At 71.5% G+C, this 15450-nt stretch carries 16 protein-coding genes; 13 read left to right on the top strand and 3 right to left on the bottom strand.

Features of this window, described 5'->3' with window-relative positions:
* From Q1N79_RS09265 to Q1N79_RS09230, 8 genes are all read left to right on the top strand, one after another.
* Nucleotides 1-376 (top strand): hypothetical protein (locus tag Q1N79_RS09265; RefSeq protein ID WP_300606850.1); only part of this gene is annotated, 376 nt, incomplete at its 5' end.
* Nucleotides 373-1908, top strand: coding sequence for a proton-conducting transporter membrane subunit (locus Q1N79_RS09260; RefSeq protein ID WP_300606847.1), 1536 nt, complete (start codon nucleotides 373-375; stop codon nucleotides 1906-1908). The genes Q1N79_RS09265 and Q1N79_RS09260, both read left to right, overlap by 4 nt.
* A complete protein-coding gene (locus Q1N79_RS09255) occupies nucleotides 1905-3395 on the top strand; it encodes a hypothetical protein (RefSeq protein ID WP_300606844.1) in 1491 nt (496 codons plus the stop codon). The genes Q1N79_RS09260 and Q1N79_RS09255 overlap by 4 nt, the downstream gene beginning before the upstream one ends.
* A 28-nt stretch (nucleotides 3396-3423) precedes the next feature.
* Nucleotides 3424-3762 (top strand): hypothetical protein, encoded by a 339-nt coding sequence (locus Q1N79_RS09250; protein WP_300606842.1) that lies wholly within the window; start codon nucleotides 3424-3426, stop codon nucleotides 3760-3762.
* A complete protein-coding gene (locus Q1N79_RS09245; protein WP_300606840.1) occupies nucleotides 3759-4277 on the top strand; it encodes an oxidoreductase in 519 nt (172 codons plus the stop codon). The genes Q1N79_RS09250 and Q1N79_RS09245 overlap by 4 nt, the downstream gene beginning before the upstream one ends.
* Entirely contained in the window at nucleotides 4277-6298 is a 2022-nt protein-coding gene (locus Q1N79_RS09240; protein WP_300606837.1) for a proton-conducting transporter membrane subunit, read from the top strand. Before Q1N79_RS09245 ends, Q1N79_RS09240 begins: the two co-directional genes overlap by 1 nt.
* A 1-nt stretch (nucleotide 6299) precedes the next feature.
* Nucleotides 6300-6851 carry a Chromate resistance protein ChrB gene (locus Q1N79_RS09235; protein WP_300606834.1) on the top strand — a complete coding sequence of 184 codons (552 nt, stop codon included), beginning with the start codon at nucleotides 6300-6302 and terminating at the stop codon, nucleotides 6849-6851.
* Nucleotides 6852-6944: 93 nt separating this feature from the next.
* Nucleotides 6945-7379, top strand: a complete 435-nt coding sequence (locus tag Q1N79_RS09230; RefSeq protein WP_300606831.1) for a cupin domain-containing protein — start codon at nucleotides 6945-6947, stop codon at nucleotides 7377-7379.
* A gap of 214 nt (nucleotides 7380-7593) precedes the next feature.
* Here Q1N79_RS09230 and Q1N79_RS09225 read toward each other — a convergent pair whose 3' ends face one another.
* From Q1N79_RS09225 to Q1N79_RS09215, 3 genes are read right to left on the bottom strand one after another with little or no spacing between them, the layout of a single operon-like run.
* Complete coding sequence (locus Q1N79_RS09225; protein WP_300606828.1) at nucleotides 7594-7941, bottom strand: LLM class flavin-dependent oxidoreductase; 348 nt, start codon at nucleotides 7939-7941, stop codon at nucleotides 7594-7596.
* Nucleotides 7942-7978: 37 nt separating this feature from the next.
* The gene (locus tag Q1N79_RS09220; protein ID WP_300606825.1) at nucleotides 7979-8341 is read right to left on the bottom strand and encodes a hypothetical protein; all 363 of its coding nucleotides are present in this window, start codon (nucleotides 8339-8341) and stop codon (nucleotides 7979-7981) included.
* 15 nt (nucleotides 8342-8356) lie between these two features.
* Complete coding sequence (locus tag Q1N79_RS09215; RefSeq protein WP_300606822.1) at nucleotides 8357-9640, bottom strand: rhodanese-like domain-containing protein; 1284 nt, start codon at nucleotides 9638-9640, stop codon at nucleotides 8357-8359.
* A gap of 183 nt (nucleotides 9641-9823) precedes the next feature.
* Between Q1N79_RS09215 and Q1N79_RS09210 the strand changes: the two genes are divergently transcribed.
* From Q1N79_RS09210 to Q1N79_RS09190, 5 genes are read left to right on the top strand one after another with little or no spacing between them, the layout of a single operon-like run.
* Nucleotides 9824-11422, top strand: coding sequence for an ABC transporter substrate-binding protein (locus Q1N79_RS09210; protein WP_300606820.1), 1599 nt, complete (start codon nucleotides 9824-9826; stop codon nucleotides 11420-11422).
* Nucleotides 11423-11426: 4 nt separating this feature from the next.
* Nucleotides 11427-12455 carry an ABC transporter permease gene (locus Q1N79_RS09205; RefSeq protein WP_300606818.1) on the top strand — a complete coding sequence of 343 codons (1029 nt, stop codon included), beginning with the start codon at nucleotides 11427-11429 and terminating at the stop codon, nucleotides 12453-12455.
* Nucleotides 12452-13384 (top strand): ABC transporter permease, encoded by a 933-nt coding sequence (locus tag Q1N79_RS09200; protein WP_300606814.1) that lies wholly within the window; start codon nucleotides 12452-12454, stop codon nucleotides 13382-13384. The genes Q1N79_RS09205 and Q1N79_RS09200 overlap by 4 nt, the downstream gene beginning before the upstream one ends.
* The gene (locus Q1N79_RS09195; protein ID WP_300606811.1) at nucleotides 13362-14426 is read left to right on the top strand and encodes an ABC transporter ATP-binding protein; all 1065 of its coding nucleotides are present in this window, start codon (nucleotides 13362-13364) and stop codon (nucleotides 14424-14426) included. The genes Q1N79_RS09200 and Q1N79_RS09195 overlap by 23 nt, the downstream gene beginning before the upstream one ends.
* Complete coding sequence (locus Q1N79_RS09190) at nucleotides 14423-15445, top strand: ABC transporter ATP-binding protein (protein ID WP_300606807.1); 1023 nt, start codon at nucleotides 14423-14425, stop codon at nucleotides 15443-15445. The genes Q1N79_RS09195 and Q1N79_RS09190 overlap by 4 nt, the downstream gene beginning before the upstream one ends.
* Nucleotides 15446-15450 lie beyond the last annotated feature (5 nt).

Here is a 15450-nt window from a genome sequence, read left to right as displayed (position 1 = left end):
GACCGGCCTGTCCACCTCGCTGATCGCCGGCGGGGCGCTGACCGCGTTCGCCTACCTGGTCACCCGGCCGCAGCTGCTGCCGCACGGCCTGGTGGCGGCTGCCGTGGTGCCGCTGTCCACCGCGGTCATCCTGCTCGGCGCGCTCGCCATGGTGGTGCGGCGGCATACCGTGGCCCAGCTCATCGGCTGGCTGATCGTGGAGAACGGCGTGTTCCTCGGGGCGATCACGCTGGTCGCGACGTTCCCGTTCATCGTCGAGGCCGGGATCTTCCTGGACATCGTGGCGGGGGTGCTGATCATGATCGTGTTCGTCTCCGGGCTGACCCGCCAGCTCGCCCAGGCCAGCGCCGGCGAACTGAAGGAGCTGCGCGGATGATTGTACTGGCGATCCTCATCGTGCTGGCCCCGCTGGCCGGCCCCGCCGCCGCGCTCGCCGGCGGCGGGGCGCGCAAAGCCGGCCTGGCGCAGACGGCGGGAGCGGCGGTCGCGTTCGGCTGCGCGATCGCGCTGCTTGTCCTGCTCGACGGCCGGCCGCCGCTGCTCGGCTGGGACGGCTTCCTGTACGCCGACCCGCTGAGCGGGTTCTTCCTGCTGACGGTGTCCGGCGTCGCGCTGCTCGCCGCGCTCGGCTCGATCTCGTACATCGGCGCGCAGGAGGACAGCGGCGACCTCAGCTCCTTCCAGGTGCGGCTGTACTTCACGTTCTTCGGCCTGTTCGCCGCGCTGATGCTGGCCTCGCTGCAAACCGGCAACCTCGGGCTGCTTTTCGTGCTCGTCGAGGCCAGCACGCTGGCAAGTGCCGCGCTCGTCGGCCTGGAAGGCCACGCGCGGAGCCTGGAGGCGGCCTGGAAGTACGTGATCATCAGCTCGCTCGGCGTCACGATCGCGCTCGCGGGCACGCTGTTCCTGTTCTACTCGGCGTCCGCCCTGCACCCGGGCTCCAACCTGGGCCTGACCTGGCCGTACCTGGTGGCGCACGCAGGCGCGCTCGCCCCGCAGAGCCTGCGCCTCGCGTTCCTGCTCGCGGTCGTCGGCTACGGCACGAAGGTAGGGCTCGCGCCGATGCACACGTGGCTGCCTGACGCGCACGCCGAGGCGCCGAGCCCGGCCAGCGCGATGCTGTCCGCCGCGCTGCTGAACACGGGCATGTACGCGATCATCCGGTTCCTCGCGATCGCCCACGCGCGGCTCGGCGCCACCTATCCCCGCGCGGTCCTGATGTCGTTCGGGTTCGCGTCGATCGTCATCGGCGCCCTGTTCATGGTGCGCAAAGGCAACTTCAAGCGGCTGTTCGCCTACTCAAGCGTCGAGCACATGGGGATCATCGCGGTCGCGCTCGGGTTCGGCGGAACGCTCGGGCTCTACGGCGCGCTGCTGCAGGTTCTCAACCACGCCCTCGCCAAGGCCGTGCTGTTCCTCACCGGCGGGGACGTGTCGCTGCGCTACAAGACGCGCGAGGCGGCCCGGGTCAGCGGCCTGCTCGCGGCCGTGCCGGTGACCGGGGGAGCGCTGCTGCTCGCCTCGTTCGCGGCCCTCGGGTCCCCCCCGTTCGGCGTGTTCCTGGCCGAGCTCACGATCGTGCGGGCCGGGTTCGCCGAGGTCAGCCCGGTGTTCCCGCTGCTGCTGCTCGCCCTGCTCGGCGTGGCGTTCTTCGCGTTCGCGCGCACGATCACCGCGATGGTGACCGGCGACCCGCCGGCGGGCGATGCCCGCGGCAGACCCGCAGCGCAGCAGGCGGCCAGCGCGAATACCGCGCCGGACGCCGCCGTGTACAACCCGCGATCGTGGCGCCTGGCGGTGGCCGTCGCGCCGCTGGTGCTCGGGCTCGCGGCGCTGCTCGTTCTCGGGCTCTGGATCCCCGCCGGGCTGGACGCCGTCCTGACGCACTCTGCGGCGGTGATCGGATGACGGCCGTCGAGCCGCGGGCGGTGCCCGGCGAGGTGACCACATTCCAGGTGGCTTCCCCGGACCTGGAGTCCGTGGTGCGCGACCTCGGTAACCTCCGGCTCGCGGACATGTTCGCCAGCGGCAGGGACGACACGGTGCTGCGCCTGGTGTGGGCGAACGACACCGCCGGCCAGGCCGGCTACGTGATCACAGAGACGCCGGTCGACAGCGGCACCTACCCCGCGCTTTCGGATATCGCGCCCGCGACGTTCGTCGAGGAATGCGAGATCTACGAGCAGTTCGGCATCCAGCCCGCGAGCGGCAAGCTGCTGAACCGCATCATGCTGCCGCCGCACGCGGACCTGCCCACGCTCGGCCGCCCGCCGAAACCCGAGCCTGAGGAGGTCCGCGCGCAGCACACGGTCGGCGGCAGCGCGTTCGAGTTCCCGTTCGGCCCGGTCCGCCAGGTGGGCATGGAATCCCTCTACTACGGGCTGGTCACCAGCGGCGAGGAAGTCGTCGACCTGTACCTGTTCACCTGGCACAAGCACCGCGGCCTTGAATGGCGCCTGCAGGGCAAGACCCCGCGGCAGGCCCTGTTCCACGCCGAGCGCGCCGAAGGGCTGTCCGCGGTCGCCGTCGGCTGGGCCTTCGCCGCCGCCGCCGAGGCCGCGACGGGGACGCGCCCACCCTACGAAGCCCAACGCACCCGCGCCGTCGCCCTCGAGCTCGAGCGGCTGTACAACCACGCGGCCGCAATGGCGGCGCTGTGCCAGTCGACCGGGCTGAGCGTCGGCCAGTCCGCCGCCGAGATCGCGCTGGAACGGATGCTGCGGCTGAACGCCCAGGCGTTCGGCCACCGCTACCTGTTCGGCGTCATCGACGTCGGCGGCGTCAGCCGCGCGCCCGACGCCGGCGTGATCCGCCGTGAGCTCCCTGAGGCCTACGGGGAGTTCAAGCGCGCCGCCGACGCCCTCCTTGGCACCAACTCGTTCGTCGACCGCCTCGAGGCGACCGGCATCGTCACGACGGCCCAGGCCCGCGCCCTCGGCCTGGTCGGCCCCGTGGCCAGGGCGACCGGGCTGGCCACCGACGCCAGGCAGGTGCCCGGCGGCCCCGGCGGCCCCTACGCCAGCGAGCAGGGCCGCATCGACATCCCAAGGCCAACCGCGGGCGACGTGCTCGCCCGCTTCAACGTCATGCTCGCCGAGGCCGCCGAATCCGTCCGCCTCATCGGCGACTTCCTCGAGGCCGGCGTGGGCGCCGCCGCCGCGAAGCTCCCGGAAACAGCGGGCAGCGGGCTGGGCTGGGCGGAGTCGTCGCGCGGCGAGGCGCTCGCCTGGGTCGCCCTCGACACCGACGGCCGGATTTCCCGGGCACGGCTGCGCCCGGCCTCGGCGCGGAACTGGCGCGGCTTCGACGACGCCTGCCGCTCGCAGAACGTGTTCACCGACATCCCGATCATCGAGGCCAGCTTCTGGCTGACCGCGGCGGGAATGGCGCGCTGAGGGCGAGCAGGGGAGGGACGAGGCACCGATGACGTTCTGGTTCATCAGGGGACTGCGCCGCGGCGTGGTCACCACCCGCTATCCCGCGCGGCCCGACCGAGCTGCCAGGTACCTGCCGACCCCGCCGGCCTTCCGCCCCGAGGCGCTGACCCGGCAGGCCGCAGACGAGCTGGCAGCCATCTGCCCGAGCGGTGCGCTGCATCGCGACGGGAGCGTGCTGGTCTACGACGTGGGCGCGTGCACCGCGTGCGGCAGGTGCGCGGCGGAGGCGCCTGGCGCCGTCACCGCGAGCGGTCAGTTCGAGCTAGCCACCACGGACCGTTCCGTATTGATCAAAAAAATCCCGATCCGGGGGGAGGCTCCGTGACAGCGGAAGATACGCGGACGGGCGAGCAGGCGGAGGAACTGCGCGCGGCCATCGCGCGGCAGTTCGGCCGCAGCCTGCACATCCGCACCCTGGACACCGGGTCGTGCGCGGTGTGCGAGCAGGAGATCCGGCTGCTCGCCGCGCCGCACTACGACCTGCACAGGCTCGGGTTCTTCTTCACCCCCGCGCCGCGGCACGCCGACCTGCTGCTGGTCACCGGGCCGATGATCCGCGCGTTCGCGGTCGCGGCCCGCAAGACGTACGACGCCATGCCAGGCCCCAAGGTGGTCGTCGCGACCGGGGCGTGCGCGCTCGGCGGCGTGTACCCGGCGGACCCGTTCACCTACGGCAGCGTCGATGCGGTGCTGCCGGTCGACGTGTGGATCCCCGGCTGCCCGCCCAGCCCGCTGGCCCTGCTGCACGGCCTGGGGGTGGCGGTGGGACGGCTCGCGGAAAAGGTGCGGGACCTCCCCTTCACCGCGGCGGATTATCCCGAACGGAGCCGTGCCGACTGATGACCCCGCTCGACTTCCTCTACGCGGCCGGCGCGGCCTGGTTCGCCGCCGGCCTGGTCGGCCTGCTGTTCGCGCGGACCCCGGCCGGGATGCGGGCGTGCTGCGCGCTGTCGGGTCTCGGCGGTGCCGCCGCGGCGGCCGGCGGCGGCTGGTCGCTGCTGTACGGGAACACGGCCCTGGTCTCCATGGGCAGCACGACCGTGACCGGCGGGCCGCTGCAGCTGCAGGCGACCAGCCTGGCCGGGGTCTTCGTGGCGCTGCTCGGCGTCGTCGCGGTGGCGATCGCCTGGTACGCGCCGCGCTACCACCCGCCTTCCGCGGGCACCGGGCTGTACCTGGCCGCCTACAACCTGGCGCTGCTTTCCTGCCTGGCCGTGCTGGCGGCCGGCGGCATGGTCACGTTCCTGATCGCCTGGGAGACGATGAGCCTGGCCTGCTACCTGCTCATCCTCCGCCACCCGCGCAGCGTTCCCGTCGCCCGCGGCGCGTTCTGGTTCCTTGTCCTGTCCGAGGCGGGCTTCCTGCTCGTCGTGGCCGCGTTCGTGATCCTGTCGGCGAAGACAGGGGCGACGTCGCTGCCGTTGATCGCCGCGCGTGCGGCGTCCGTGGACGGCGGCTGGCGGGCCGCCGCCTACCTGCTCGCGCTGATCGGGTTCGGGTTCAAGGCGGGCCTGGTGCCGCTGCACGTGTGGCTGCCCGAGGCGCACCCGGTCGCCCCGGCGGACGGGTCCGCGTTCTTGTCCGGCGTGGTCGTCAAGCTCGGCGTGTACGGGATCGCGCTGTTCGCGTTCCGGCTGGCGCCGCTGGGCGGCGCCTGGCCTGGCCTGGTCACCATGTTCGGCGGCGCGGTGACCGCCGCGATCGGCATCCTGTACGCGATGGCCGAGCGTGACATCAAACGGTTCCTGGCCTACTCAACGATCGAGAACACGGGGATCATCGTGACCGCGTTCGGCGCCGCGATGATCTTCCACTCCTACGGGCAGCTGGACCTGTGGGCGTTCTTGCTGATCGCCGGTCTTTATCACGTGGCCAATCACGGCTGCTACAAGACGCTGCTGTTCCTCGAGGCCGGCGTGACCGAGCACGCGACGGGCACCAGGGACATGGACCGGCTCGGCGGGCTTGTCCACCGCCTGCCGCGCTCGGCGGTGATCGCTTTCGTCGGGACGCTCGGCATCGCCGCGCTGCCGCCGCTGAACGGGTTCGTCAGCGAATGGCTGATCTTCCAGGGCCTGTTCCAGGGGTTCCGCACCGGCAGCCACCTGACCGGCATCCTCATCGTGCTCGCCGCGGGGACGCTGGGGCTCACCGGCGGGCTGGCGATCTACGCGTTCGTCCGCGGGTTCGGCATCCCGTACCTGGGCATGCCGCGGACCCGCCCGGCGGCCGCCGCCTCCGAGGCCGCGCAGCCGGTCGTCGGGCCGGGGCTGCTTGCCGTCGCGTGCGTCGCGCTGGCCGTCGGCGCGCCGGTCGTGCTGTCTGCCTTGTCCCGGGTGGCGCACACCGTGACCGGGGTCACGCTCGGCCCGCTGCTGCTGCCAGGCAAGCTCACCGTCATCCCCGCGCACACCGACTTCTCCGCGTTCTCCCCGACTTACCTGTCGGTGTTCCTCGTGTGCGCGCTGGCCGTGCCCGTCCTGATCTACGTGGCGGGCCGGCCGCGCGCGAAGTCGGTGACGGTGCCGGTGTGGGACGGCGGGATCGTGTCGTTCCGGCCGCGGATGCAGTACTCGGCGATGACGTTCTCCGCGCCCACCCGGGTCACGTTCGACGCCCTGTACCGGCCGTCGGTGTCCGTCAGCCGTGCCTCCGAGGACGACCCGGCGGGCCGCTCCGGCCCGGTGCACTACGAGGCGCAGGTGACGCCGGTGTTCCAGCGGTACCTGTACCGTCCGGCCGTGCGGGTACTGGAGTGGCTGGCGGACCTGGTGCGCCCGGTACAGTCCGGCGACGTCAACCTGTACCTGCTGTACGTGTTCGCCGTCATCTTGCTGGCCTACCTGCTCGGCGCGGTCTGAGATGGCGGTCCCGGACGGCTCCGCTGCCGTCAGCTGGCTGGTGCTCGTCTACCGGCTGCCCCCCAAGACGGGCGCGCTGAAAGCCACGCTCCGCCGCCGGCTGGACGCCGTCGGCGCGGTCTACGTGTCGCGGGCCTGCGCGGCGGTCCCGTCCTCGGGTCCGGCCGAACGGATGCTGCGCCGGCTGCGGGCCCTGATCGCCGACGCCGGCGGCGCCGCGGTGCTGCTGCGGGCGCAGGCGCTGGCCGGCGAGCCGGAGCTGACCGTGGCCTTCAACGCCGCGCGCGATCGCGAGTACGAGGACATCGTCACCGGCTGCGGCGACGCGGTGCAGGCGCTCGAGGTCATGGCGGCGGCGTGCGAGTTCCGCTGCGAGCAGCTGTGGGACATGGAAGCCAGGCTGAAACAGCTGACCGGGCGCTACCACGCGCTGCGTGACCGCGATCCGCTCGGCGCCGAGCAGGGCGGGGCGGCGGCCCTGGCCCTGGCCCGGTCCCACTCCGCGCTGCACGACTACGCCAGGGGCGTGTACGCAACCGACAGCGCCTCGTGACCCGACGGCCTTGATTCCCCTTACGTTAGAGAATGAGCGTTGAGGTGTAACCTATTATATCGATCGATAAAGGCTAGATGGGGGTTTCTTGCGATGAGCGACGACCACTGGCACCGGCCGCTGGCCCAGATCCGCGCCGGCGAGCTGACCGGCGACACCGGCCAGACTTCCGGGATGACCCGCTGGGAGGCGATCTCCGGGAAGAGCACCGGGGCGGAAAAGCTCTGGATGGGGCAGACGCACGTCGCGGCGGGCGCCAAGTCGGGTGACCACCACCACGGCGAGGCGGAGACCGCGATCTTCGTGCTGTCCGGCACGCCCGCGTTCGTCTTCGCCGACGGGGACCGCGAGGTGCGGCTGGAGACCAAGCCGGGGGACTATGTCTTCGTGCCGCCGTACGTGCCGCACCGGGAGGAGAACCCGGGGGCGGGCGAGGCCGTGGTCGTCATCGCTCGCAGCAGCCAGGAGGGCATCGTGGTCAACCTGGAAAGCCTGTGGCCGTCCACCCCGCCGGGCCAGGTTCCGTAGCCCGTCAGCGTCGCCCCGGCCCCGCCCCGGCCTCCGCCCCGGCCCGGCCCCGGCCCGGCGGACCGCCCGGGCCCGCCCGGCGGACCCGATCCGGCGGACCCCATCCGGACAAACCATCCCAAACCGGTCGCTGTCTGCGCCCGCCGGGCAACATAGGACCCAAACGGCAGTCAGAAATCGGCATAAAACGGACAATAAACCTGCTGCTCGGGTCCTATGTTGCAGCTCCGGCCGGATAGTCGGCGGGGACTGGCCCGTCTGGACGCCGCGGCCGCCAGCCGAGCGCAGGCGCTACCTGGGCGGCAAGCAGTTCCAGTGCGGCGCGTAACCACGGCCGTGCCAAGCCTGACCGGCTGGTCCGCTCGGCGACCGCGGCCAGGAACGGAAACGGCGACGGCAGCCCGCCCGACGAGGAGTCGAAATGATGCTGGGCCACCCAGACGGAGTCAAACCCCAGCTCCTCGGCGGCGACGAAGAGCTCTACGTAGTCGCGGTACAGCCGCCGCGGGTTCGGGCCCCCGTGCAGGTGGGACAGGAAGCCGAGTCGGAAGGGTGCGGGCATGGCGGTCCTTTCAGCGCGTTCGCCGGTGCGGCCCTGGCTATGGCGCCAGGACGGCGAAGCCGTGGGTGCCGTCCCGCCGCAACTGGTCAACCAGGCCGTACTCCCAGTCCAGGTATGCCTGCATGACCGCGGGGTCGACGCCGGTGCCCTCATAAGGACGGCGGTAGACGTCGGCGACAGGCGAGAGCATCTCCGCCGGGCCAGACGCGAGCGGGCGGCCTGACCTCGCCCAGCCCTCGGTGCCGGCCGCAAGCGCGACCACGTCGATGCCGGCTCCGGTCTGCGCGGGCTGAAGGTCAGCCGCCGCCCAGCAGGCCAGGTATCCGTCCGAGCTGGCCAGGACGACCCGCCGCGGGCTCCCGGGCCGGCCGAGGCGGTCGATCAGCTCCGGGCGCGACATGTCGGTGCGCAGCGCCTAGGCCGCGCCTGACACATGACCCGCCAGGAACCGCCGGCTGGTGTCCACGTCCACCACGCGTGCCTCGCCGGCGCGCAGCCAGCCTGCTACGAGTGCCGGGCCTGCCATCAGCACATCCGGCAGGGGCGGCCGCTCGGCTGCCCAGGGCCCGCGCTCAAGCCGGCCGGCGGTGCCGGGCGGTCCCGCCGTCGGCGCAGCCAGCTCGGCACTGGTCACCACGACGTCCCAGCCCATCTGCGCCAGCCACGACGCGGTCATCGCCGCGCGGCCGCCCCCGTCGCCCGCGAGCACCACCAGCGCCCCCCTGACCGGGGCGAACCAGTCGGTCTCCTGCACCAGCTGCCCGCCGGGCGCGGACCGGAATCCCGGGAGGTGGCCGCTTTCGTACTCCTGCGGCGTGCGGACGTCGAACCGGTAGACGGTCCTGGTCCCGTCGTCAAGCGGCCGGAGCTCGTCCCCGCTGACCCGGCGCACGCCAGTCTTATCAGCCACGGCCCAGGCGGCGGCCTCGGCTTGCCTGGCCGCCGCGACGGAAACGTCCGGCGCGTGGCGCAGCTGGCCGTGGTCGAGCTGGCGGCCGGCCAGGGCCCACCCGATGGTGCCGTTGCGCAGCGCGGCCACGCGGTTGGGCAGCCCGGCGTTGATCAGCGACTGCGTGCCGATGATGCTCCTGGTCCGGCCCGCGCAGTTCACCACCACCACGGTGGCCGGATCGGGGGCGAGTTCGCGAACCCGCAGCACCAGCTCGGCCCCGGGCACGCTGACGGCGCCGGGAATGCTCATCGTGGCGTACTCGTCGAGCCGGCGGGCATCGACCACGACGGCACGCGGCGTCCCGCCGGCCTGGCTGCCCGCGCGGTCGCGGAGCAGTGCGGCGACCTCGTCCGCGGGCAGCGACGGCGTCCCCGCGGTGACCGCCACCAGCTCACCGAACGCCTTGCTCGGCGCGTTGACGTCGCGGAACAGCTCACCGCCAGCGGCTATCCAGGCATCCAGTCCGCCGTCAAGCAGCGACACGTCGGTGTAGCCGAGCTGCCGCAGTTTCCTGACGGCGGTTCCCGCGTCGCCGGGGTCATCGCCGTACACCACGACGGGGACCGAGCGCCGCGGCAGCCGCTCGTAAACCTGCGCTTCCAGCTGGCCCAGCGGGAACGACGCGGCGAACAGCGGGTGGCCCTCGGCGAAGCGGCCCTCCGGGCGCACGTCGAGGATCGCGATCTCGCTCTCGCCGAGCAGTGCGCGGCGCACCGAGGCAGGCGTGGTCACGGGGATGTGCGGCATGAGACAGATCTTAACCACAATTCCTATTTGACCGATCGACTTTATATGTTTTAGGCTGGCATGGCCGGGCGGCGCGGCCGAGCCGCCCCGGCCCACATCGTCGTGGCCCCGATCCCTGTCCATCGCGGCTGTTGCGCTGCAACAGCCGTTCATCCATGTCGCCCCCCCCAACGGAGCACCTCGATGCCTGTTCCTTTTCTTCGCGCGCGCCGGCCGCTCCGGTCGCGCCTGGTCTACCGCAGCGTGGCGGCCGCCGCTGCCGTCATCACGATCACGGCGCTCGCCGCATGCGGCGGCGCCAGCAGTGGAACCGGAGCATCCGGTTCGACCCCTAGCAGCAGTTCTGGTGCCAGCGGAACGCTGAACTGGGAGTGGGAGCTCCCGACCTCCTGGGACCCGGTTACCTCAAGCGCCGGCTGGGACATGCACGTCCTCGGGCTCGTGTACGCCTCGATCACCACCCTCAATCCCGCCGGGACCGTGATACCCGGCCTGGCGACGTCGTGGACGTACGCGCCGAACGGCAAGAGCGTCACGTTCACGCTCCGCCCGGGCCTGAAGTTCACCGACGGGACGCCGCTGAACGCGGAGGCGGTCAAGGAGAACCTGGTCCGCGGCCAGACCCAGGCGAACTCCACCCAGTCCTCCGAGCTCGCGGTCATCTCCAAGATCATCGTGAACAGCGCGACCAGCTTCACCCTTGACCTGACGCAGGTCGACTACCAGGTCCCCGACCTGCTCGCGGGCAAGGACGGGATGATGGTCAGCCCGGCCTCCTTCAAGGACGTCGGGGCGATCCCCACCCATCCGGTCGGCGCGGGCCCGTTCATCCTGACCAGCTATGTCCCTGACTCGCACGCCAGCCTGGTGCGCAACCCTGGCTACTGGGACGCCAGCCAGATCCACGTCGAGAACTTCAACGTGCTTGACATCACCGAGCCGGCCCAGATCCTGGCCGCCCTCGAGTCCGGCCAGGTCAACGTGGCCTACATCGCCGGCAACCAGGTCGCCTCGGCCAAGGCCGCCGGGTTCAAGATCGCCATAATCCCGTCCGAGGTGGTCAACGAGCTCGACATCCAGACGACGACGGCGCCGTTCAACAACCCGCTCGTGGTGGAGGCGATCAACTACGCGATCAACCGGCAGGCGATCTTGCAGGTCCAGGCGGCCGGCTACGGATCGGTCGCCTACCAGCCGTTCCCCGCGGGGTTCGTCGGGTACAGCCCGGAGCTCGCCAACCTGTACCCCTACAATCCCACCAAGGCCAAGCAGCTGCTCGCGGAGGCCGGCTACGCGCACGGGCTGACGGTCACCCTGACCGCTACCAGTGACGACGACTCGCTGGCCGAGCAGATCCAGGGGCAGCTCGAGCAGGTCGGCATCACGGTCAACATCTCCAACATCTCCGAGGACACCGAGACCCAGTACCTGTACCTGGACAAGACGATCCCGTTCGCGATCGACGGGACGGCCGGGCGGATGTCTCCGGTGGAGATGCTCGATGTGCTCTACAGCCAGCAGGGCCTGATGAACGTGGACGGCAAGACGTCGACCACGTCGGCCGCGGTGGCCGCCGCGCTCTCGGCGGCGCTCACCGTCCCGCTGACGTCGTCCGACTACGCGAGCACCCTGCAGAACGCGGTGGTGACCGCCGTCAAGGACGACCCCATCCACATCTGGCTCTACACCAACCCGCGCATCTTCGCCTACAGCCCGACGGTCACCGGGATCCCGTATGACCTCGTGCAGCAGCGCTGGGAAGGCGTGCGGGTGAGCAGCTGACCCGATGGCAGTCGCAGAACTGAGGAGCGCCGCCGGGCGCGATCGTGTCATCGCGCCCCGGCGGCGCCGGGTCCGGAGCGTAGCGTCCAATGTCGGCCGCGGGCTCGCGATCCTCATCCCGATCCTGGTGCTCAGCTCGTTCATCACCTACAGCCTCGGCGCGCTGTCCGACAGCAACCCCGCGGCCACGATCCTCGGCCAGGACGCCGCGACCCCGGCCGCGGTCGCGAAGATGGACGAAGCGCTCGGCCTGGACAAGCCGCTGCTCGTCCAGTACTGGGACTGGCTGACCCAGGCGGCGCGGGGCCACCTGGGGACCTCGTGGTTCACCGGGATACCGGTGTCGCAGAGCATCGCCCAGCGGCTGCCGGTCGACCTGTCGATCGCCGTCCTCGCGGTCATCCTGGCGATCTTGATCGGCGGCACGGCCGGGACGGTGGCCGCGATCCGGCGCGGCGGCTGGTTCGACCGCGGAGTCACCCTGGTCTGCTCGGCGGTGTCCACGCTGCCCGCCTTCGTCGTCGGGATCATCCTCGTGGTCGCGTTCGCGGTGGCGTGGCACCTGCTGCCCGCCAACGGTTACGTGGGGCCGACCGGCGGGATCTTGCCATGGCTCCAGCACATCATCCTGCCAGCCCTGGCGCTGAGCCTGCAGGTCGCAGCCGACATCGCCCGGCAGCTGCGCACCTCGCTGGTCGGGGTGCTCGAGCAGAATTACATCGTCGGCGCGCGGGTCCGCGGCCTGCCCTACCGCCGCATCCTCGTGCGGCACGCGCTGCGCAACGCGTCCGGCCCGGCGCTCACCATCCTCGGCAACGACTTCCCGCTCATGCTCGCCGGGGCGGTGGCGGCCGAGGCGGTCTTCTCGCTGCCGGGACTCGGCCAGCTGCTCCTGGAGAGCGCGCAGACCAGGGACATCCCGGTGGTGCAGGGCGTGCTCCTGGTGGTCAGCACGTTCGTGATCGTGGTCAACCTGCTGGTGAACACGGTGCTCAATGTGCTCTACCGGTCCGGTGACGGGGTCGCCGCATGAGCCGGCGCGGCAGGCGGCACAGACGCCACCCGACCCGACCCGGATCGATACTGCGGCTGCCGTCCGCCAGGATCGCCGTCGGCGTCCTGGCCGTCGTGATCTTCCTGGCGATCTTCGGATCCGCGCTGGCCCCGCAGAATCCGCTGACGATCAACGCCAACGACCTGTTCCAGGGACCGAGCCTGCACCACCTGCTCGGCACGGACTACCTCGGCCGCGACGTGCTCAGCCGGCTCATGGCCGGCACCCGGCTGTCGGTGTTCACCGCCTTCGAGGCGGTCGCCATCGGGTTCGTGCTCGGCGGGCCGCTGGGCATCGCCACGGTCTTCCTCGGCAAGTGGTTCGACTTCGCCGCCAACCGGGTCGCGGACGCGCTGATGACGCTGCCGTCGATCTTCTTCGCCGTGGCCGTCACGGCGGCACTCGGCAACGGTCTCGTCCAGGCCATGTTCCCGGTTGGCATCCTGTTGTCCCCGATCTTCTTCCGGGTCACCCGGGCGGCGGCGCTGGAATACGCGCGCGCCCAGTACGTGGAGGCCGCCGAGCTGCTCGGCGCCTCGAAGCTGCACGTCATCCGCGTGCACGTGGCACGCAAGGTGCTGCCGAACCTGGCGGTGCTGACAGCGCAGGCGACCGCGGGCGCGCTGCTCGCGGTGTCGTTCCTCACCTTCCTCGGCATCGGCGTCCAGCCGCCGGCCCCGACCTGGGGCGGCATACTGTCGTCGGACCTGGACTACCTGAACCTGTCGCCGTGGGCGCCGTTCATCCCCGGCTTGCTGATCGCCATCACCGTCGGCGCGCTCAACGCGCTGGCCGACGCGTTCCGCGACCGCACCGGGCCGGGCACCCTGGTGGTGGCCGACCTGGTCGTTAAGACCCATTCGACCCTGGCTCTGGAGGCCGCCGATGACCGGCAACCCGCCGCCTGACGAGGTACTTGGCGTCGAGGACCTGCACGTCACCGTCCACGACGGGGCCGCCACCGCCGTCCGCGGCGTCACGCTGAGCGTGCGGACAGGCGAGATCGTCGGCCTGGTGGGGGAGTCCGGCAGCGGCAAGACGCTGACCTGCCGGGCGGCTCTCGGGGTGCTCCCGCCAGGCTGCGAAATCAGGCACGGCCGGATCGAGTTCGGACACCAGGACGTGACCGACCTGTCGCGCCGGGAATGGGAGCGCCTGCACGGCACAGGGATGGGCGCGGTGTTCCAGGATCCCGCCTCGTACCTGAACCCGAACCTGACCGTCGGCGGCCAGCTCGCCGAGGTGCTGCGGGTGAAGCAGAAGCTGGGGCGCCAGCAGGCGCACCGCAAGGCGATCGAGCTGTTCACCGCTGTCGGCCTGCACAACCCGGTGCACGTCTTCCACCAGATCCCCACCGAACTGTCCGGCGGCATGCTGCAGCGCGTCATGATCGCCATCGCGATCTCCTGCGACCCGCGGCTGCTCATCGCCGACGAGGCCACCACCGCTCTCGACGTCACCATCCAGGCGGAGGTCATCGAGCTGCTGCGGGAGCTGCGCGATCAGCGCGGCCTCGCCGTGCTGTTCGTATCGCACGACCTCGCCGTGATCAGGGAGCTCTGCGACCGCGTCGTCGTGTTCTACGCCGGGGAGGTGGTCGAGACAGGGCCGGTCGAGCAGATCATCGAACGGCCCAGGCACCCCTACACGCAGGCGCTGCTGCGGGTCGCCTCGGTCGGTGACTTCCGGCGCAGACAGCTCGAGGTGATCCCCGGCCAGCCGCCGCGAGTCGGCGAGGAGACCACCGGCTGCCGGTTCGCCGAGCGCTGCCCGGCGGCCATCCCGAAGTGCCTGGCCGGCCCGGTGGACCTGAGCACGCTGGCACCCGGGCACCACGCGCGCTGCATCCGCGCCACCGATCCCGGGCTCGCCCTCATCACCGCCGCCGGGCAAAGCGCCGGGCAAGCCGCCGCCGGGCAAGCCGCCGCCGCGGAAATGGCCGCCCGGTGACGGCGCAGGCGACGGACGCCCGGCCGCTGCTCGCGGTCGAGGAACTCGACGTGGTCCTTGGCCGCGGCTGGCAGGCGAACCACGTGCTGTCCGACGTCAACCTGAACATCTGGCCGGGCGAGATCGTCGGCCTGGTCGGCGAGACCGGTTCTGGCAAGACGACCCTGGCCAGGGCCGTGGTCGGCCTGATCAGGCCGCGAAACGGAAGGATCGTCTTCGACGGCACCGAGGTCTCCCGGCTGCGCGGCGGCGCCCGCAGGCGAGAGCGCCGCAGCGGACACGTCCAGCTCATCTTCCAGGATCCGCTGCGCTCACTCGACCCCGACCTGACCGTGGCGCAGATCGTCGGCGAGGGCCTGGCGATCCGCGGCGGCATCGGCAGCCAGGAGATCCGCTCCCGCGTCGAGGGCGCCCTGGTCAAGGTCGGCCTCGACAGTACGGTGCTGCACCGCCAGCCCGGGCAGATCTCCGGCGGCCAGCGGCAGCGGGTCTCGATCGCCAGGGCGCTGGCGTCCGACCCGAGCCTGCTGCTGTGCGACGAGCCGGTGAGCGCGCTCGACGCGAGCAACAGGAACTACATCCTGCGCCTGCTCAGCGAGTTGCGCGACACCCTCGACCTGCCCATCGTCATCATCTCGCACGACCTGTCGTCGCTGGCCGGCATCGCCGACCGCGTCGTCGTGCTCTACCGCGGCCGGATCCTCGAGGACGGCCCGGTCAGCCAGGTGTTCAGCGCGCCGCGCCATCCGTACACGGCGCTGCTCATGGCATCGGCGCCGAGCGTCAAGCACGACCGGCCGCTGTCGATCCAGCAGCTGCGCCGCACCGCCGCCGACCCGCCCCCGCCGTCAGCCTCAAGCGCGTGCGTGTTCGCCGCGCGCTGCCCGTTCGCCATCGACTCGTGCGCCGAGCAACCCGCGCTCGTGCCGGTGGCGCCCGACTGGAGCGCCGCCTGCCACCGGCACGAGGAATGGGCCGAACTGGCCCGCTCCAGGACGTCAGCAGCTAGGAAAGGATAGAAGTA

This window comes from Trebonia sp. (genome assembly GCF_030042015.1).
Taxonomy (GTDB): domain Bacteria; phylum Actinomycetota; class Actinomycetes; order Streptosporangiales; family Streptosporangiaceae; genus Trebonia.
The sequence above is the reverse complement of the archived record's forward strand: the minus strand, read 5'-3'. Positions and strand labels throughout refer to the sequence as shown.